We start from the raw sequence: 17,932 nt of genomic DNA, 5'->3' as shown, positions 1-17,932 counted from the left end.
GAGGAGAGACCTGGTGATGGGGAGTCTGCCGGAGCTCACCGCGGGACGGCTGCTCTCCTCCTGGCGACTGGACGTGCCCGCCCTGCTCCTCGTCGTCCTGCTGGCCGGCCTGTACGCGGCGGCCGTGCTGCGGCTCGCACGCCGGGGAGAGCACTGGTCCGTGGCCCGGACCGCGGCCTTCGCCCTGCTGGGTCTCGGCACGCTCACGGCGGCCACGATGTCCGGCCTCGCCGTCTACGACCGGGTGTTGTTCTGGCCGGCCGCCGTCCAGAACGTCCTCCTCGACCTGGTCGCACCCCTCGGCCTTGCCCTGGGCGACCCGCTGGGGCTCGCGCTGCGGGCGCTGCCGGAGGGCGCGGCCGGCCGGCTGCGGCGGGCGATGACCGGACGGGTCGTACGACTGCTCACCTTCCCGCTGGTCAGTACGGCGCTGGTGCTGGCGACCGAGCTGACGGTGTACTTCACGCCGTACTTCGCGACAGCGCTGCGGTACGGGCCGCTGCACGACCTCATGTATCTGCATCTGCTGCTCGCCGGCTGTCTGTTCGTGGTGCCGGTGCTGACCGGCGAGGAGACGCTTCCCGCCTGGTGCACCCACCCGGTGCGGGCCGCGCTGGTCTTCCTCGACGGGATCGTGGACGCCGTGCCGGGTGTCGTCGTGATGACCCACGGCACGCTGATCGCCGGCGCCTGGTATCTACATCACGCCCCGCCCTGGGCGCCGGACGTCCACCACGACCAGCAGCTCGGCGGCGGCGCCATGATCAGCATCGCCGAGCTCGTGGCACTCCCCTTCCTGCTGGCGATCCTCGTGCAGTGGGCCAGGACAGAACGGGCTCGCAACGTCGTACTGGACCGGCGCCTGGACACCGACCTCGTACCGGTCGCGCGGACGGCGGGACCGGACATGGTCCGCCCCTGGTGGGAGACCGAGGACAACGACGTCGCCCGGCGCGTGCGGCAGCAAGGACCTGGGTGACAGACCCCTTTTGCGCGTTTGCTACGCTCCCGGAGCATCCCGCGGGGGAAGTCCGGTGAGAGTCCGGCGCTGACCCGCAACGGTGTGCGCGGCACCTTGAGAACGGCCTGTCGCGTGAGCCCGATCGCCTGTGGGTGGCGCGACCCGTCGACTGCTCGCCGTGGACTGCGAGAGGGGACCGCGCGGCCGGCACGGTCGTACGGGCTGTCTCCTGCTTGAGGTGCCACAGGTGGCCCCAGGTGAAGGACCACCCCCGCCGTGCGCCGAAGTGCCACCTCCACTCCCTCCCGCATCCCCGTGCCGCCGTTGCTCCTCGGCCTGGCGGTGCTGCTCCTGGTCTCGCTCGTGTGCGGAGTCGGGCTCGGGGCAGCCGGGATCGGCTGGGCGGCGGTCTTCCGGTACCTGTGGGCCGGGCTCACCGGTGGGACCGTGCACGCGGACGACGTCGCCGCGTACACCATCGTCTGGGAGATCCGGCTGCCGCGGGTCGTGCTCGGCGCGGTCGTCGGGGCGGGGCTCGCGGCCGTCGGCGTGGCCGTGCAGGCGATGGTCCGCAACGCGCTCGCCGATCCCTTCGTGCTCGGCATCTCCTCGGGCGCGGCGGTCGGCGCCAACGCGGTCATCCTGCTCGGGGCGTTCGCGGGGCTCGGGGTGTGGGCGCTGTCGGCTTCGGCGTTCGCCTCGGCGCTCGCGGCGATGGTCCTGGTCTACGCCGTGGCCCGCTCCCCGCACGGTCTCACCCCGCTGCGTCTGGTCCTGACCGGGACGGCACTGGCGTACGGCTTCGAGGCCGTGACAACTGTGATGGTGTTCGGCGCGGCCCGGGGCGAGGCGGCCAGGTCGGCGATGATGTGGCTGCTGGGGAGCCTGGGCGGCGCGACCTGGGTCCAGGTGCCGCTCGCCGCCGTGACCGTCGCGGCCGGCTGGGCGTGGCTGCGATGGCGGGCCGAGGCGCTCAACGCGCTCGCCATGGGCGACGAGACCTCCGCCGCCCTCGGGGTCCGGCCGGGCCGGCTGCGCAGTGAGCTGTTCCTCGTCACCGCGGCCGTGACCGGGACGGTGGTCGCGGTCAGCGGGGCGATCGGGTTCGTCGGCCTGATGGTGCCGCACGTCGTACGGATGCTCGTCGGCGCGGACCACCGCCGGGTGCTGGCGGTGGCGCCGCTGGTCGGGGCCGTGCTCCTGGTCTGGGCGGATGTACTGTCCCGACTCCTGCTCGCGCCCACCGAGTTGCCCGTCGGAGTGATCACGGCCGTGGTCGGGGTGCCCGCCTTTCTCCTGCTGATGCGGCGGGGCGGCTATGCGTTCGGGGGGCGGTGAGCGTGCGGATCGACGTCGACGGCGTGACGGTCGAGCCGGCGCAGACAGTGTCCCGACTCCCGCTCGCCCCAGCCGAATTGGCCGCCACAGTCGGAGCGCCCGGCCCTCAGCGGCTTGTGCGGCACAGCAACAGTGCGTTCCGAAGGAATGCGCGTGCGGATCGACATGAGCGACCTGACGGTGGACCGGGTCGCCGAACGGGCGGAGACGGCATCCCGACTCCCACCCGGCCCAGCCGAATCGCTCGGCCCAGCTGGGGCCCCGGGCCCTCAACTGCTTGCGTGGCGCTGCCGCCACACGTTCGGAGGTAGGTGACCATGCGGCTCGACATCACCGGCGTGAGGGTCGAAGTGGCCGGTGCGCGGCTGGTCGACGACATCGAACTCGCCGTGGACAGTGGGGCGTTCGTCGGGCTCGTCGGGCCCAACGGGAGCGGCAAGTCGACGCTGCTGCGGTGCGTGTACCGGGCGCTGCGACCGGACCGTGGGGCGATACGGCTCGACGGGGAGGACGTGCACGGTATGCGGTCGCGGGCCGCCGCACGGGTGTTGGCCGCGCTGCCCCAGGAGTCGGCCGCGGAGTTCGACTTCACTGTCGCCGAGGTGGTGGCCATGGGGCGGCTGCCGCATCTGGACCGGACGGCGGCGCGGGACCGTGCCGTGTGTGCCGAGGCCATGGAGCGCACGGGCGTCGGCCATCTCGCCGAGCGCGGCTTCCTCGCCCTGTCCGGCGGTGAGCGGCAGCGCGTCCTCATCGCCCGCGCGCTGGCTCAGCAGCCCCGGGTGCTGGTCCTCGACGAACCCACCAACCACCTCGACATCGCCCACCAATTGGACGTGCTCGCGCTGGTACGTCGCAGCGGTCTCACCGCGCTGGCCGCCCTGCACGACCTCAACCTGGCCGCCGCACACTGCGATCGGCTGTACGTCGTCGCGAGCGGCCGGATCGTCGCCTCGGGACCGCCCTACGAGGTTCTCCAACCGCCCCTGCTTGCCGAGGTGTTCGGGGTGCGCGCGCATCCCGTACGGCACCCGGAGACGGGCGCGGTCCAGCTGCTGTTCTCCCTGCTCCCCGCCACCTCGTGAGAACCCCGCTCCCATCCGAGAACCCTGCCTCCACCCGCGTAAGGATCCCTGTGCGCAAGCTGCTCATCGCCGCCCTCTGCCTCGCCGCGACCGCCACCGGCTGCGGCGCAACCGTCGAACCGCAGGCCGACGCGAAGGCGGGATCCACCGCCGTCACGCTCACCAACTGCGGCCGCAAGGTGACCTACGACAAGGTCCCCGAGCGCGTGGTCACCAACGACGTCGGCATCACCGAGCTGATGTTCGCGCTCGGTCTGGAGGACCGCATGGCCGGGTTCGCCATGCCCGACGACAAGGGCGACCTCACCGACGTCCCCTGGAAGGACGGCTACCAGAAGGTCAAGTGGCTCTCCAAGGACCAGCTCACCAAGGAGAACGTCCTCGACGCCCACGCCGACCTCGTCTTCGCGGGCTGGAACTACGGTTTCAGCGAGGCCGACGGCTTCACCCCGGACAGCCTGAGAAAGCTCGGCGTCCCCACGTACACCCTCACCGAGTCGTGCCACAACGGCCGTACGGAGACCTCGCGCGGCATCATGCCGCCGCTGGAGGCGCTGTACGAGGACCTCACCAACCTGGGCAAGCTGTTCGGGGTGGAAAAGCGGGCCGCCACCCTCGTCGCGGGCTTCAAGAAGCAGATCGCCGACGTCGGGGCCAAGGCCCCGGCGAAGCAGCCCGAGGTCTTCCTCTACGACAGCGGCCAGGACCAGCCCTTCACGTCCGGCCGTTACGCCGCCCCGGACCAGATCATCAGCGCCGCCGGCGGCGAGAACGTCATGCACGACCTCGCCGACTCCTGGACCACCGTCGGCTGGGAGAGCGTCGTCGAGCGGGACCTGGACGTCATCGTCATCTGCGACTACGGGGACGTGAGCGCCGAGCAGAAGCGGAAGTTCCTGCTGTCGTACGCCCCGCTGCGCAACGTCTCCGCCGTCAAGCACCGCCGGATCTTCGTCCTCGACTACGTCGACCTGGTGGAGAGCCCCCGCAACCCGTCGGCGATCGCACGGCTCGGCGCCTATCTGCGCGGCTGAGAGGAGGATCCGCGCGGCTGGGAGAAGGATCCGCGCGGCTGCGGCCGGTCGGCCGTTCGGTGAGGGTTCATGGCGGGAACATGTCCACGCTGTTGCGTACGCCCGTGACTCAACTAGCGTCACCTGCTCGCCCGAACCGACACGAGTGAGGTTTCGATGTCCGCACGACATGCCCTCGCCGGCCTGGCCCTGGCGCCGGTGCTCGCCCTCCCGACGGCCGCCCACGCGACGACGCACACGCCCCGGCCGCCCTCGCACAGAGCCCTGTTCGATCTCCAGGCGCACCGCGGCGGCCTGGGTCTGACGACCGAGGAGTCGCTGCAGGGGTTCGGCAAGGCCCTGCGGCTCGGGGTGTCCACCCTGGAGCTGGACACGCACATCACCAAGGACCGCAAGGTCGTCGTCAACCACGACCGGCAGATCAGCGGCGTCAAGTGCAAGGACACGGCACCCGTCACCCCCAGCGACCCGCTGTACCCGTATGTCGGCAAGTACATCAAGGATCTGACGCTGGCTCAGATCAGGACGCTGGACTGCGGCTACCAGCAACTGCCCGGATTCCCGCAGCAGGAGGTGGTCAAGGGCTTCCGGATGGTCGAGCTCAAGGACGTCCTGAACCTGGTCAAGAGCTACCGCGCCAAACAGGTCAAGCTGAACATCGAGACGAAGGTCGAGGCGGGCGCGCCCGAACAGACCGCGCCGCGTGAGCTGTTCGTGCGGCGCGTCTACGAGGAGATCCACCGCTCCGGCATCGAGGACCAGGTCACCATCCAGTCCTTCGACTGGGGCGCGCTGAAGGCGATGCACAAGCTGGCGCCGAGGTGGCCGCTGGTGGCGCTGACGAACTACGACTTCCTCCAGGTCGGTCAGCCTGGAGCCTCCCCCTGGCTGGGCGGCATCGACGCCGACGACTACGACGGCGACTTCGTGAAGGCGGCGGCCACCGTCCCCGGCGTCAACGCGCTCTCCCCGAACTACGGCTTCCCGCAGAGCGGCAAGATCGGCGACCCGGGCTTCCGCTTCTACCCCGACCCCAAGATGATCTCCGAGGCCCACGCCCGGGGCCTCCGGGTCATCCCCTGGACCTGCGACGATCCGGCCACCATCGAGGCCCTCATGGACATGGGCATCGACGGCATCATCACCGACTACCCCGACCGGGTCCGCCAGATCATGGCAGATCGCGGCCTGCGGCTGCCCAAGGCCTACCAGCCACGGCACTGAGCACCCCCAGGAGCTCCGGCCCCACTGTTTTGAACACGTTCAACACCGGCGTATGCTCGCTCCGAGGACAGAGGGGGCGAGCTGGATGAAGATCGTGATTCCCGGTGGCACCGGGCAGGTGGGGACACTGCTGCGCCGCGAGCTGACCGCGGCCGGTCATGAGGTCGTGGTGCTGAGCCGACGGCCGGGGCGCCCTGGGGACATCCTGTGGGACGGGGTGCGCCAGGGCCCCTGGGCCGAGGCGATCGACGGCAGTGATGTGGTGATCAACCTGGCCGGGCGCAGCGTCAGTTGCCGCTACACGCCGGCCAACATGCGGGCCATGATGGACTCGCGGGTCGACTCCGCCCGGGCCGTCGGCGAGGCGATCGCGTCCGCGGCCGACCCGCCCCGCGTCTGGCTCCAGATGAGCACCGCGACCATCTACTCCCACCGTTTCGACGCGCCGAACGACGAGAGCACCGGCATCATCGGCGGCACCGAGCCGGACGTCCCGGACTACTGGGCCTACAGCATCGAGATCGCCCGAGCCTGGGAACGGGAGCTGGAGGAGGCCGACACCCCGCACACCCGCAAGGTGGCGCTGCGCTCCGCGATGGTGATGAGCCCTGACCGGGGCGGTGTCCTCGACGTCCTGCTGCGGCTCACCCGTCTCGGCCTCGGCGGCCCGGTCGCGGGCGGCGCGCAGTACGTCTCCTGGATCCACGACCACGACTTCGTCCGCGCGGTCGAATTCCTGGTCGAGCGGGACGACTTGAGCGGACCGGTGAACCTCGCCGCCCCCAACCCCCTGCCGCAACGCGACTTCATGCGCGAACTCCGCGCCGCCTGGGGCACCCCGGTGGGCCTGCCCGCGACAAAGGCGTTGGCCGAACTCGGCGCCTTCGCGCTCCGCTCGGACACCGAACTCCTCCTCAAGAGCCGCCGCGTGGTCCCCGGCCGCCTGCTCGAAGCGGGCTTCGACTTCGACCAGCCGCACTGGCCGACCGCCGCCGAGGATCTCGTACGACGGGTACGGGGATACCGGGGTGCCCACCACGCCCGCTCAACGGCCCGCTTCATCAACTGAGGTCGGGGCGGGGACGGTTGGGCCTCAGCCGACGGGGGGCGGTTGGGGACGACGGCACGCGACTGAGAGCCGGATCGAGCGCAGCCGCGCCCCGGTCGAGGCCGCCGTCGGGCAATCCCACCAAGAACAACCGCACCTCGGACGGACTTCCGGCCGGAGGCGTCCACGCGATCATCCAGGGCCTCGGCCAGGAACGGTCGCGCCACGACCGCAGTCACCGTCGGAGACCGGTCCGCCTCACTGCCGTCCCCGGTCGAACCGGAACGGTGTCAGGGCCTGCGGGCGGCGCCCGGTGGTGACGTACTCGCTGAGCCGGTGGCCCGTGACCGGGCCCAGCGTCACGCCGAGCATGCCGTGTCCGGTGGCTGCGAACGCGTTGTCGTAGCCGGGAACGCGGTCGATCACCGGGAGACCGTCGGGGAGGAAGGGGCGGCCGCCGACCCAGGGGTCGCGGATCAGGGTCACCAGGTCGTCCGGGTCGTCGAACCAGCGGCCCAGATAGTGCCGGCTGGCGAGCGCGACCGCGACGATCCGGCGCCAGTCGAGGCGGTTGTTGTTGCCGCTCAGTTCCATGGTCCCGCCGATCCGGGTGGTGCCCGCGATCGGCGAGGCGACGGCTCGGCGTTCGCCGAAGTAGAGCGTGTGCCGGGGCGCCGGGTCGAGGTCGACCGAGAAGCTGTAGCCCTTGCCCGCCTGGAGCGGCAGCGGGCGGCCCAACGAACCGAGCAGTCCCGCCGAGCGCATGCCTGCCGCGATGACCACGGCGGAGCACGGGATCTCGCCGTCGCCGGTGCGCAGGGCCGTGACGCGTCCGGCGGTCGTACGGAATCCGTCGACCTCCGTGTTCTCGTGGACCTTCACCCCCGACGCGGCGAGCGCCTCGCCGAGCCCGCGCCCGAAGGCCTCCGGGTCCACCACTCCCTCTCCCTCGACGAGGTAGGCGGCCCGAACCTGCGGCGAGAGCGCGCCGTCGAGCAGTCGGGCCTCGTCGCCCGTGACGACGTCGTCCGGCATGGGGTAGCGGCCGTCCGCCATCTCCCGCTGGACGGCGAGGTGATGGCGGGCCTCGGCCGCCGACAGGCTGCTGTCGGCGGTCCCGGAGATCGACGACGGCACGCCCGGCTCCGCCCCGCGCCGGGAGCGGATCCTGCTGACCGGCGAGGTGCCCAACCCCGTGGACAGGCCGACGGGTTGCCCCTTCCGTACCCGCTGCCCCTACGCCCGGGAACGCTGCGCGGCGGAACGCCCCCGGCTCACCCTCACCCCCTCGGGCCGCCGGACCGCCTGCCACTTCCCCCTCGTCGGCTGACGGAACGGACTCGGCCGCAGAGCTGTCGGACTCAGGTGGCGCTCGGGGCGGCCGGGCCGATGCCGCGCAGCTGCTGGATCTCGCCGCCCAGTCTGGTGCGGAACTCCTTCAGCCTGGCCGGCTGCGCGCTGACCACCCAGCGCGAGCCGACGAGGTGCTGTCCGCCGTAGCCGCTCGCGGCGTCGAGCCAGGCGAGCTTGTACTTCTCCTCGGGGAATGTGGTGATGACCTGGTCGGCAGCCTTGGTGTGGCACACGCCCTGCCGGAGTTCGTCCGCTTCGACCCGGATCCTGGGCTTGCAGCCGATCAGCCCGGCGATCACCTCGACCTTGGCCGGTGCCACGACCCCGGCCTCGGGAGCGGCGGTCACCGCGGCCTTACCCGTCCTGCTCTCCGCGCGGTCGTCCTCGCCGCCGCTGCAGGCCACGGCCAGCGGCAGCAGGGCCAGTCCGCCGACGAGGGCGGCGGCCCGGGGCAGCCGGGCCGGGGACGGGACGCGATCGACGCCGATTCGCGCTCGCTGCTGGAACAAAGGGCCTCCCGCTCCGTGTTGGGTCGACAGGAGGTACGGGTGTGCCCCGGCGGACGTTCAGCGATCGCGTGCGGTGATCAAAACCACACAAGAAAAACGCTAGCGTTTCGATAGCCGCAGGGCTACGCTGAAGCCCTAGGGGAACGATACCGTTTCGTTCACGAAGGGCCCCGCCATGACCTCCGTACTCATCGTCAACGCACCCTCACTGCAGCGACTCGGCCTGCGCATGCTGCTGGCCGCCGAGCCCGATCTGACCGTCGTCGGCGAGGCGACGAGCGCGGACGAGGCGGTCCGTGAGAGTGCCGCACTCCACCCCGACGTGGTCCTGGTGGACGACCGTTTCTCCCACACGATCGGCGTCGACGCCATCCGCCGCATCACCCGCTCCGGCGCGGTCGGCGAGCGCCGGCCCCGCGTGCTGGTCCTGACACCCGCCGACAGCGAGGCCTATCCCTACGCCGCCCTGCGCGCCGGCGCCGGCGGATTCCTGCGGCCCGACGCCACGGCCGAGGAGCTGATCGCCGCCGTCCGGGTCGTGGCCTCGGGAGACGCCGTCATCACGCCCGATCTGACCCGCGCCCTCATCGAGGCCGTGCGGGAGCAGCAACCCGCCCGCACCATCCGCGAGGTGGGCCTCGACACGCTCACCGGGCGCGAGCGTGTCATCCTCTCCGGCGTCGCCTCCGGCTGGTCCAACGCCGAGATCGCCGAACGCCTCTCCATCGCCCCGACCACCGTGAAGTCCCACGTCAGCCACATCCTCGCCAAGATCGGCGCCCGGGCCCGGGTCCAGGCGGTGGTCTTCGCCTACGAGTCGGGACTGGTCCGCCCGGCGGCGGCCTGAGCCGACGCCGATCGGCCGGCCGCGGGCGGGCGCACCGCGGCCGGCCGTGTGAACCGAGCTGTCAGGGCTTGACCGGCTTGCCCCGGCCCCAGGCCCAGGCGAGGCGGTCGGCGCCCGACTGGTTGGTGGTGGCCAGCCAGGGGCGGGCGACCGGGCCGGTGAGGGTCTGGATGGAGTAGATGTCGTCCGTGCGCAGCCCGGGCCAGTAGACCGAACCCATCTTCAGCTCGCGGAAGGTGTCCGTCACGGCCTGGATGAAGTTGACGAAGTTGTCGTCGGGAGTCGCTTTGTTGTAGTCGAGGCCTGTGGTCATCGGCGCCCCGAACTCGTCGGCGACGGTGCGCCCCGCGCAGTCGCCGATGCGCACCTTGAGGTCGGCGACCCACTCGTCGTAGGTGGCGTAGCTCTTCCAGAAGCCGTAGTGGTGCAGCGACAGATACGTCCCCTTCAGGCGCGGGTCGGCGCAGACCGAGGTGACGTGGTCGTTGTAGCCGGCGCCACTCACGAAGACGCGGTTGCGGGGCACCGAGGGGTAGGTGGCCAGCCACTTGGCGGCGATGTCGGCCCACTCGGTGTCGGTGTAGCCGTGCGGCTCGTTCATCGGCTCGAAGTAGACCAGCGGGTTGTGCCTGTAGGCCTTGACCACGGTGTTCCACATGGGCCAGTAGGTGGTCTCGTCGTCGATGTAGCCGTCCTTCCGCGCCCCCGTGCCCTCCCAGTAGGACACGATCACCTTGAAGCCCTGCGCCGAGGCCGCGTCGACGACCGCGCGATACGACTTCCAGTAGGCGCCGTTGACGGTGTACGGGTTGATCGGCAGCCGCACGGTGTTGGCACCGAGGTTGGCGCGGAAGGCCGCGATGATCCGGGTCGCCTTGGCATACGTCTTCGCGTAGCCGTCGGTCGTCGAGAGGCCGGACAGCTGGAGGAGGTCGTCGGCGAAGTTGTCGCGCGGGTCGGCCCAGTTCACGCCCTTGAACTGGGTCGTGCCGACGGGTGGCGCGGTGGCGGAGGCGGGGGTGCCCGTGAGGGTCGCCCCGCTGACAGCGGTGATCGCCAGCGCCACGAAGGCGGCGCGCAGCCGAGGAGTGCGGCGGCTCGTGGCAGGGGTCTTGCGCATCGACGTGCCCTTTCAGGAGGACCGGATGTTTACGTAAACATCGTGTGCGGCAAGAGGCCGCTGGAGTGGGAGCGGAGGATGGACTCTGAGTCGCCGCTGGCGATGTTTACGTAAACGTGGCGGCGCCGGCATCCTGGCATCCGCCCTGGCGACCGTCAAGGTTTCCCACACGTAACATCCGATGCACGCAGGCAGGTTCGGCGTCGGTCGAAGGAGGCAGCCGTGGTGGAGCGGGGCGGTTCGGGTGTGCCCGGCGGGCGGCGCAAGCAGCGCGTGTCCATGGCCGACGTGGCCCGGCTCGCGGGTGTCTCCTCGCAGACGGTCTCGCGGGTCTCCAACGGCCAGCCCGGGGTGGTCGGTTCGACCCGGGAGCAGGTCCTTTCCGCGATGCGGGAGCTGGGCTACCGGCCCAACAGCGCGGCGCGCGCACTGCGTTACGGCCAGTTCAACACCATCGGCGTGATCCTCTTCAGCCTCTCCTCGACGGGCAACAGCCGAACCGTGGAGGCGATCGCCACGCACGCGGCGGCCGAGGGGTACGCGATCACGCTGATCCCGATCGACGTCCCGACGCAGGACAACGTCCTGGGGGCCTTCACGCGGATGGGCGAGCTGGCGGTCGACGCCGTGATCGTCATCATGGAGATCCATCTCCTTGACACCGGCACCGGATCCTTCCAGCTCCCGCCCGGCGTGCACGTCGTGGTCGTGGACTCGGACGCCGGCGACCGCTACAGCGTGGTCGACACCGACCAGAGCGAGGGCGCCCGCACGGCCGTCCAACACCTGCTCGACCTGGGTCACCGCACCGTATGGCATCTGACCGGGCCGGAGACGTCCTTCTCCGCGCAGCGCCGAACCGAGGCCTGGCGGGCCGCTCTTGAGGAGGCTGGTCGTCCGGTGCCGCCGCCCTTGCACGGTGACTGGTCGGCCGAGTCGGGGTACGCGGCCGGCCTCGCGCTGGCCGAACAGGCCGACTGCACGGCGGTGTTCGCGTCCAACGACCAGATGGCGCTGGGTCTGCTGCGCGCCTTCCACGAGCGCGGGCGGTCCGTGCCGGAGGACGTCAGCGTGGTCGGGTTCGACGACATCCCGGACGCGGCGTACTTCGTGCCGCCGCTGACCACCGTCCACCAGGATTTCGCCGAGGTGGGCCGCCGGTGCGTGGCCAAGGCGCTCCAGCAGATCCGCACCGGCGGCGAGCCACGTCCCGGCACGGATCTGGTGCCGGCCCGCCTGCTGGTCCGGCGGAGCACGGCGGCTCCGCCAGACTGACGGTCAGGCGATCGCCGCCGCGAGCAGGTCGATCTGCTCCAGGCCCGAACCGGTGGGGACGAAGATGAGTTCGTCGCAGCCGGCGGTCTCGAACGCGGCCACGTACGACTTGACCATGTCCGCGCTCACCGCGGCGCTGCCGGCGACCTGCGCGGCGGCGTCACCGAGGAAGCCGTAGTAGTCCAGCAGGTATCCGTCCGCCTGGGCGCGGGCGTTGGGGCCGAGCCCGAAGTAGGCCAGGGACAGCTTGCGGGGCTTGCCCTCGCGTCCGGCCTCCTGCCAGGCGGTGTCCACACCGACCGCGGCCTGCGCGAACATGTCGGGCGAGCCGCCGCCCATGATCCAGCCGTCGGCCAGCTTGGCCACCCGTCGGAAGCTCACGTCGGTCGAGCCGCCGAGGATCAGCTCGGGGCCGCCCTCGCGCACGGTCGCCGGCCCGATCCCGCCGGCGAATCCGCGATCCTCGCCGGCCCAGATGCGCTTCATGTCGTCGATCTGTTCCTCGAAGCGCTTCCCGCGCCCCTTGGTGGACAGCCCGCTGGCCGCGTAGTCGTCGTCGCGCCCGCCGAGCCCCACGCCCAGGACGAAGCGCCCGCCGGAGATGCGTTCGAGTGACGCGGCCTGCTTCGCCAGCAGCGCGGCGTTCTCGTACAGCGGCGCGAGCAGCACGCTGGTCGTCAGCCGGATCCTGCTGGTGACGGCGGCGGCCGCGGTGAGGGCGATCAGTTCCTCGTAGCCCTGGTACACCAGCCGGCCGATGGTGCCGAGCGTGCTGAAGCCCGCCTCCTCCGCCTGTCGCGCCCAGTCGAGCAGATCCTGTGGTTCGGTGCCGGGAACCGTGTTCGGAAGGCCGATCCCGATGTCCATCTGTTCCTCCGGTCATAGCGACTCGCTTCGCCCCCATCATGCGCACAGGTGACGGTTCGGCGACCGCTCGGGGATCAGATTCCGACACCGGCCGGGTGACGGGCCGGGCGACGGCCGGACCAGCCCAGCAGCACCACGGAGCACACCGCCGCGAGCGCGCACCAGGTCGAGACGAACTCCGTCCGCCACAGCGCCGAGCAGATCACCGCCCCCACGCCGACGAGCGCGCCCAGCCCCACCAGCCACCGGTCGCCGGCGAGCAGCAGCGCGCCGACGGTGGCGAGCAGGTAGCCCGCGATGAGCGGACGCCCGTGGTCGAGGCCGATGGCGTAGCCGACGGTGTGGCCGCGGATGTCGGCGCGCACGGAACGGGTGGCCAGGCTGTAGGCCAGCACGGCGGCGGTCAGGACACCGGACACCAGCGGAGCCATCAGCCGGGGCCTGGCGCGCGAGGGCGCCGCGCACAGTACGGCGACGGGGACCCACACCGCGAGCAGCGGCAGGGCGATGACGGCCCAGGCCACGGTGGCCGGCCCCGTGCCCCCGCCGTTGTGCCAGACCTGGGCCTCGACCAGCTGGTGGGCACCGAGCAACAGGGGCAGCGCGGCGAGCGGTACGTCCCTGCGGCGACGGGTCCGGCCCACGCAGACCGCGCCGGCGGAGGCGATGGCAGTTCCCGCCCAGAGATCGGCCGTCGCACTCCAGCACATCGCGTCACCATCACCTCGACCGTCACGGACCCTTCCGGGGCATCCCCCACGCTATGACCCGACTCCTCCCTCTGCCATCCTGACCCTCGTGTCGCATCCCGCCCCCGTCACACCCGACGCGCCCACCCTGATACGCGCCCCGCTGCTCACCCAGCAGTGGCTCGACCTCACGTTCATCCACTGGGCCGTCCAACCGGACCTCGTGGCACCGCTGTTGCCGCCCGGCACCGTCCCCGACACGCACGAAGGGGTCACCTTCGTCGGGCTCGTCGCCTTCCGGATGGACCGGGTGGGCTGGCTGCGGCTGCCCGGGGTGCCGTACCTCGGGACCTTCCCGGAGACCAACGTGCGGCTCTACTCGGTGGACGCGCACGGGCGGCGCGGGGTCGTGTTCCGCTCGATGGACGCCTCACGGCTGATCCCGGTGGTGATGGGCCGCCTCGGCTTCCGGCTGCCGTACCTGTGGTCCCGGATGACCGTCCGCGCGGACGGCGACACCGTCGCCTACCGCAGCTCGCGACGCTGGCCGGGCCCACGCGGCGCGCACAGCGACATCGTGGTCCGGACCGGTGAACCCATTGGGAAACCAACGGAGTTGGAACACTTCCTCACCGCCCGCTGGGGCATGCACAACGCCTTCTTCGGCGGCCCCGCCCCTTTGGCATACCTCCCGAACGACCACCCGCGCTGGCCCCTGCACCGCGCGGAACTCCTCACCTGCGAGCAGGACTTGGTCACCGCGGCCGGCCTCCCCGCCCCGACCGACCCACCGGTGAGCGTCCTGTACTCCCCCGGCGTCCCGGTACGACTGGGGCGCCCGGCCCGGCCGGCGGGCATTCCGACGCCCTGACCGATGCCCTGATCGGCACCCGGGGCCTTCGCCGTCGCCGGTCGGCGAAGGCCCCCTGAGCCAGGAGTGCGGTCAGAGCATGTGCGGGGTCAGGCCGTGTGCAGGGTCAGGCCGTACCGGTTGAGGATCTCGTTGACGGGCTGGAACCAGGTCTCGCCGCCGCTGCTGCAGTTGCCCCAGCCGCCGGAGGTGACGCCCTGTGCCTGGTCGCCGCTGATGAACGACCCGCCGGAGTCGCCGGGTTCGGCGCAGACACTGGTCTTGGTGAGCTGATGCACCGCGCCCTGGCTGTAGTTGACGGTCTCGTTCAGGGCCAGCACATTGCCGCAGTGCCAGTGGGTGGTCGAGCCCGAGCGGCAGATGGAGGAGCCGACGGGCGCCACGGCCGAGCCGCGCACCAGTTGGTCGGAGACGGTGCCCCAGCCGAGCACGACCGGGACCGTCCACCAGCCGCTGCCCACGTTGACCCAGGCGTAGTCGTTGTCCGGGAACGAGGAGCCCTGGAAGTTGCCGACGTAGGAGCGGTCCCAGCCGTAGACGGCGGCCGAGGGCTGGCCGCAGTGCCCGGCGGTGACGAAGCCGCCGTACACCGAGAACCCGATGGAGCAGCGGACGTTGCCCGTGTAGTACGGGTCGCCGCCGACCGTGCCGGCCGCGAAGGTGCCCGGCGCGGAGGCGACCGTCTCGACGGTGACCGGACCCGCCTGTCGGGCCTGCGACAGGAAGCGCCGGACATCGTTGTCAGCCCGGTCGCTGCGGACGACCTCGACGACGACCGCGCCGGCGGTCGGGTCGACGTGCCAACTGCTCACGCCGGCCGGGGCGTTGAGCCGGTCGATGCGCGTCTTGGCCGCGTCGAGTTCTCGCGCGCTGTGCCGGACCGTGCGGATCGTGGCGCCGGTGGCGCGGACGGCCTCGCGGGTGGCGGTGGAGGCGTTCGCGGTGACGGCGACGGTGAGCCGGTTGGTCTTCGCGTCGAACCAGGAGCCGCCGTAGGCCGCTCCGGCGGCCTTGCGCGCCTTCGGGTCGATGTCCGTGGCGGTCTTCTCGGCCTTGAGGCGGGCCTCGGCCTGGGACTCGGTCAGGCCGAAGTCCCGCTGCATGGCCGACAGCAGACCGTCCGAGGCGGGTTGTTCGGTGGGGGAAGCGGCGGAGTCGTTCGCCGCCGCGGGGAGGGTGCCCGCGGCGGACCAGCCGCCGAGCATCAGCAGGGCGGCGAGCCCGGCGTGCATGAGTCGCTTGCGTCTCAAGGGAGTTCTCAAGGGAGTTGCCCTTCGTCGTTCCAGCGAGGTGGGGGTGGAACAGCGGGTGCGTGAGAGCGCTCTCAGGCCTGCGCGGCAGAGCCTAGCGGCGCAATTCAGTCAGGTCCATGCCAATCACAGAGGCAGTTTCGACCGGAGACGAGCGGAGCGGACGGGCCGGCCGCGGGGCTCGCGGGACCGACCGGCGGGCCGTTGCCAGTGCCCCGGAGACCGACCGGCGGGCCGTTGTCAGTGCCCCGCGTTACTGTGCCGACATCTGACCTCTGCCCCTGCACAGGAGGCTCTCATGGCGTCACGACTCAACCCCTACATCAGCTTCGACGGGGACGCCCGTCAGGCGCTGGAGTTCTACCAGGAGGTGTTCGGCGGCACCCTCGCGCTGAACACGTTCGGGGATTTCGGCCGGCCCGACGAGCCCTACGCCGACAAGATCATGCACGGCATGCTGGAGACGCCGAGCGGCTTCACCCTCATGGGCGCGGACACCCCGCCCGAGATGCAGTACACCCCGGGCGGCAACTTCTCGGTGAGCCTGAGCGGCGACGACGAGAAGGAACTGCGCGGCTACTGGGAGAAGCTGTCGGCCGACGGCACGGTGACCGTGCCGCTGGACAAGCAGATGTGGGGTGACGTGTTCGGTATGTGTACCGACCGGTTCGGCATCCCCTGGATGGTCAACATCGCCCAGACGCAGGGCTGACGGCCGGGAGCCGCGGAGCGTCCCCGCACACCTCGCGGAGTCACTGCTCCCAGGGCGGCGGTCCTTCGAAGGCGAGCTGATGTACGTCGAAGAGGACCGCCGCCTCGACACCGAGCGCCGGACCCGCCATCCCCGCCGCCCAGGTCAGGAAGGGGCGGGGCTCGAAGCCGTGCGCGCCGAGGCCTTTGGTGTACTCGGCGTGGGCGGCCAGCGAGGCGATCCCGCGCTCCAGCGGCTCGCCGGTGATGTCCACGCCGTGGCTGGGCCGGTCGCTGCCCGCGAGGCACACGAAGCGGACTCCGTCCCAGGGCTCCAGGCCCTCCTCGGCGAGCTCCGGGAAGATCCAGCGGTTGCCGGCGTCCCGGGTCGCGTCCAGCGCGGCGAGGCCTACCACGCGATGGTCGGCCTGATTGGTCATTCCGCCGATCATGCGGACGTCGAACGCCCCCGACACCACGACCTCCGGCCGGTGCCGGCGGATCGCCCGCACGATGTCACGGCGCAGTGCGGGGCCGTACTCGATGATCCCGTCGGTGTGGTCGAGGAACTCCACCGTCTCCACGCCGACTTCACGCGCCCCGGCCCGCTCCTCGGCTTCCCTCAGCGGGCCCGCCTGATCCGGGTGCAGTCCGTCGATGCCCGCCTCGCCCCGGGTGGCGAGCAGATACGTGACCTGTTTGCCCTGGGCCGTCCACCGGGCCACGGCGGACGCCGTCCCGTACTCGATGTCGTCCGGATGCGCCGCCACGGCCAGACATCGTTCCCAGTCCTCCGGCAGCGCCGGCAGGGCGGAGCCGGCACCGAATGCGCTCGCGTCGTCGAGAGTCGTCATGTCCGAATGATGGCGGTCCAGGTGTCTGTGCCGATAGAGGGCGCGTATATCCGATTGGGGCGGCTCCGTGGCGCGCGGTTCCGGCTCAGCGCGCCTGGCGCAGCGCCCGGGACAGCCCGAGTGCCGCGGTGCGTACGGCCGGGGCGAGCTGGGCGGGGCTGAAGCGGGCTCGCGGCACGGCGACCGACAGTGCGGCGACGGCCGTACCGCCGCCGTCGAAGACCGGGGCGGCGATGCAGCACACGCCCAGGGCGGCCTCCTGCTCCTCGTAGGCGAGGCCCGAGACCTGGGCCTGCTCGACGGCTGTGCGCAGCCGCACCGGGTCGGTCACCGAGTGCGGGGTCAGGCGCGGCAGCGGCTCGGCGAGGATCCGCTCGGTGAGCTCGGGGCCGGAGAAGGCGAGCAGGGCCTTGCCCACACCTGTGCAGGTCAGGGGCAGTCTGCCGCCGACCCGGGACGGAAGGGGCAGCGGGTCGTGGCCGTGGACGCGCTCCAGGTAGACCACGTCGCGGTCGTCGCGGACACCGAGGTGGACGGTCTCGTGCGTGGCCTCGTAGAGGTCCTGCACGAAAGGCAGTGCCGTCTCGCGCAGGCCATGGCGGCGGGGCACGAGCGTGCCGAGTTCGAAGAGCTTGCCGCCGAGCCGGTAGACCGCGCCGGCCCGCTCCAGGAACCCGAGCCGCACGAGGTCGGCGGCCAGCCGGTGCGTGGTGGTCTTGCTGAAGCCGGTGAGCTCGGCGAGTTCCGTCAGACGGTACGAGCCGCCGTCCGGGCGGTAGCAGTCCAGGATGACCGCGGCTTTGTCGAGCATGTTGCCCTGGTCGGTGTTCCGTGTCACGGAACAATGATTGCCGGTGTGGCACAGGCACGTCTATACCGGACGTCATCACACCCTCGTACGTCCCCCGTACGTGAAC

General features: G+C 71.4%; 18 protein-coding genes, 1 pseudogene and 1 riboswitch. Of the genes and pseudogenes, 11 read left to right on the top strand and 8 right to left on the bottom strand.

All coding sequences use genetic code 11. The features are described 5' to 3' along the window. Positions 1-16 precede the first annotated feature (16 nt). From ACIQI8_RS24255 to ACIQI8_RS24230, 6 genes are all read left to right on the top strand, one after another. Entirely contained in the window at positions 17-979 is a 963-nt protein-coding gene (locus tag ACIQI8_RS24255) for a cytochrome c oxidase assembly protein (RefSeq protein ID WP_402354358.1), read from the top strand. A 45-nt stretch (positions 980-1,024) separates the two neighbouring features. Then, a riboswitch (cobalamin riboswitch) is annotated at positions 1,025-1,108 on the top strand. 129 nt (positions 1,109-1,237) lie between these two features. Beyond that, the gene (locus ACIQI8_RS24250) at positions 1,238-2,299 is read left to right on the top strand and encodes a FecCD family ABC transporter permease (RefSeq protein ID WP_402354355.1); all 1,062 of its coding nucleotides are present in this window, start codon (positions 1,238-1,240) and stop codon (positions 2,297-2,299) included. Positions 2,300-2,616: 317 nt separating this feature from the next. After that, on the top strand, positions 2,617-3,384 hold the full coding sequence (locus tag ACIQI8_RS24245) for an ABC transporter ATP-binding protein (RefSeq protein ID WP_402354352.1): 768 nt from the start codon (positions 2,617-2,619) through the stop codon (positions 3,382-3,384). A gap of 50 nt (positions 3,385-3,434) precedes the next feature. Next, positions 3,435-4,418 carry an ABC transporter substrate-binding protein gene (locus ACIQI8_RS24240; protein WP_402354349.1) on the top strand — a complete coding sequence of 328 codons (984 nt, stop codon included), beginning with the start codon at positions 3,435-3,437 and terminating at the stop codon, positions 4,416-4,418. Between the two features lie 156 nt (positions 4,419-4,574). Continuing rightward, positions 4,575-5,642 (top strand): glycerophosphodiester phosphodiesterase family protein, encoded by a 1,068-nt coding sequence (locus tag ACIQI8_RS24235; protein ID WP_402354346.1) that lies wholly within the window; start codon positions 4,575-4,577, stop codon positions 5,640-5,642. A gap of 85 nt (positions 5,643-5,727) precedes the next feature. Next, positions 5,728-6,711: a TIGR01777 family oxidoreductase gene (locus ACIQI8_RS24230; RefSeq protein ID WP_402354343.1), complete on the top strand. Its 984-nt coding sequence runs from the start codon at positions 5,728-5,730 to the stop codon at positions 6,709-6,711. Positions 6,712-6,948: 237 nt separating this feature from the next. On the opposite strand, the gene ACIQI8_RS24225 is transcribed toward ACIQI8_RS24230, so the two are convergent. Further along, complete coding sequence (locus tag ACIQI8_RS24225) at positions 6,949-7,827, bottom strand: NAD(P)/FAD-dependent oxidoreductase (protein ID WP_402354340.1); 879 nt, start codon at positions 7,825-7,827, stop codon at positions 6,949-6,951. Between ACIQI8_RS24225 and ACIQI8_RS24220 the strand changes: the two are divergent. After that, positions 7,793-8,020: pseudogene (locus ACIQI8_RS24220) on the top strand (oligopeptide/dipeptide ABC transporter ATP-binding protein); the annotation flags it as partial. The gene ACIQI8_RS24225 and the pseudogene ACIQI8_RS24220 overlap by 35 nt on opposite strands. A gap of 31 nt (positions 8,021-8,051) precedes the next feature. Here the strand turns inward: ACIQI8_RS24220 and ACIQI8_RS24215 are convergent. Next, positions 8,052-8,552 carry a hypothetical protein gene (locus ACIQI8_RS24215; protein ID WP_402354337.1) on the bottom strand — a complete coding sequence of 167 codons (501 nt, stop codon included), beginning with the start codon at positions 8,550-8,552 and terminating at the stop codon, positions 8,052-8,054. A gap of 175 nt (positions 8,553-8,727) precedes the next feature. On the opposite strand from ACIQI8_RS24215, the gene ACIQI8_RS24210 reads away from it, so the two are divergent. After that, positions 8,728-9,399 carry a LuxR C-terminal-related transcriptional regulator gene (locus tag ACIQI8_RS24210; protein WP_402354334.1) on the top strand — a complete coding sequence of 224 codons (672 nt, stop codon included), beginning with the start codon at positions 8,728-8,730 and terminating at the stop codon, positions 9,397-9,399. A gap of 61 nt (positions 9,400-9,460) precedes the next feature. Here ACIQI8_RS24210 and ACIQI8_RS24205 read toward each other — a convergent pair whose 3' ends face one another. After that, positions 9,461-10,519 (bottom strand): glycoside hydrolase family 5 protein, encoded by a 1,059-nt coding sequence (locus ACIQI8_RS24205; RefSeq protein WP_402354331.1) that lies wholly within the window; start codon positions 10,517-10,519, stop codon positions 9,461-9,463. Between the two features lie 222 nt (positions 10,520-10,741). On the opposite strand from ACIQI8_RS24205, the gene ACIQI8_RS24200 reads away from it, so the two are divergent. Beyond that, the gene (locus ACIQI8_RS24200) at positions 10,742-11,794 is read left to right on the top strand and encodes a LacI family DNA-binding transcriptional regulator (protein ID WP_402354328.1); all 1,053 of its coding nucleotides are present in this window, start codon (positions 10,742-10,744) and stop codon (positions 11,792-11,794) included. A gap of 3 nt (positions 11,795-11,797) precedes the next feature. On the opposite strand, the gene ACIQI8_RS24195 is transcribed toward ACIQI8_RS24200, so the two are convergent. Both ACIQI8_RS24195 and ACIQI8_RS24190 read right to left on the bottom strand, forming a co-directional pair. Continuing rightward, a complete protein-coding gene (locus ACIQI8_RS24195) occupies positions 11,798-12,661 on the bottom strand; it encodes an LLM class flavin-dependent oxidoreductase (protein WP_402354325.1) in 864 nt (287 codons plus the stop codon). 74 nt (positions 12,662-12,735) lie between these two features. After that, positions 12,736-13,371: a DUF6629 family protein gene (locus ACIQI8_RS24190; RefSeq protein ID WP_402354322.1), complete on the bottom strand. Its 636-nt coding sequence runs from the start codon at positions 13,369-13,371 to the stop codon at positions 12,736-12,738. A gap of 88 nt (positions 13,372-13,459) precedes the next feature. Between ACIQI8_RS24190 and ACIQI8_RS24185 the strand changes: the two genes are divergently transcribed. Continuing rightward, on the top strand, positions 13,460-14,221 hold the full coding sequence (locus ACIQI8_RS24185) for a YqjF family protein (protein ID WP_402354319.1): 762 nt from the start codon (positions 13,460-13,462) through the stop codon (positions 14,219-14,221). Positions 14,222-14,310: 89 nt separating this feature from the next. Here ACIQI8_RS24185 and ACIQI8_RS24180 read toward each other — a convergent pair whose 3' ends face one another. Next, on the bottom strand, positions 14,311-15,471 hold the full coding sequence (locus tag ACIQI8_RS24180) for a S1 family peptidase (RefSeq protein ID WP_402354316.1): 1,161 nt from the start codon (positions 15,469-15,471) through the stop codon (positions 14,311-14,313). Between the two features lie 298 nt (positions 15,472-15,769). Between ACIQI8_RS24180 and ACIQI8_RS24175 the strand changes: the two genes are divergently transcribed. Continuing rightward, on the top strand, positions 15,770-16,183 hold the full coding sequence (locus tag ACIQI8_RS24175) for a VOC family protein (protein ID WP_402354313.1): 414 nt from the start codon (positions 15,770-15,772) through the stop codon (positions 16,181-16,183). Positions 16,184-16,223: 40 nt separating this feature from the next. Here the strand turns inward: ACIQI8_RS24175 and ACIQI8_RS24170 are convergent, their stop codons facing one another. Both ACIQI8_RS24170 and ACIQI8_RS24165 read right to left on the bottom strand, forming a co-directional pair. Further along, positions 16,224-17,015, bottom strand: coding sequence for a PIG-L deacetylase family protein (locus tag ACIQI8_RS24170; protein WP_402354310.1), 792 nt, complete (start codon positions 17,013-17,015; stop codon positions 16,224-16,226). Between the two features lie 85 nt (positions 17,016-17,100). Beyond that, positions 17,101-17,826: an IclR family transcriptional regulator gene (locus ACIQI8_RS24165; RefSeq protein WP_402355950.1), complete on the bottom strand. Its 726-nt coding sequence runs from the start codon at positions 17,824-17,826 to the stop codon at positions 17,101-17,103. Positions 17,827-17,932: the final 106 nt, after the last annotated feature.

It is taken from the genome of Streptomyces sp. NPDC092369 (genome assembly GCF_044755245.1).
Lineage (GTDB): Bacteria > Actinomycetota > Actinomycetes > Streptomycetales > Streptomycetaceae > Streptomyces.
This window is presented reverse-complemented; position numbering and strand designations above follow the sequence as displayed.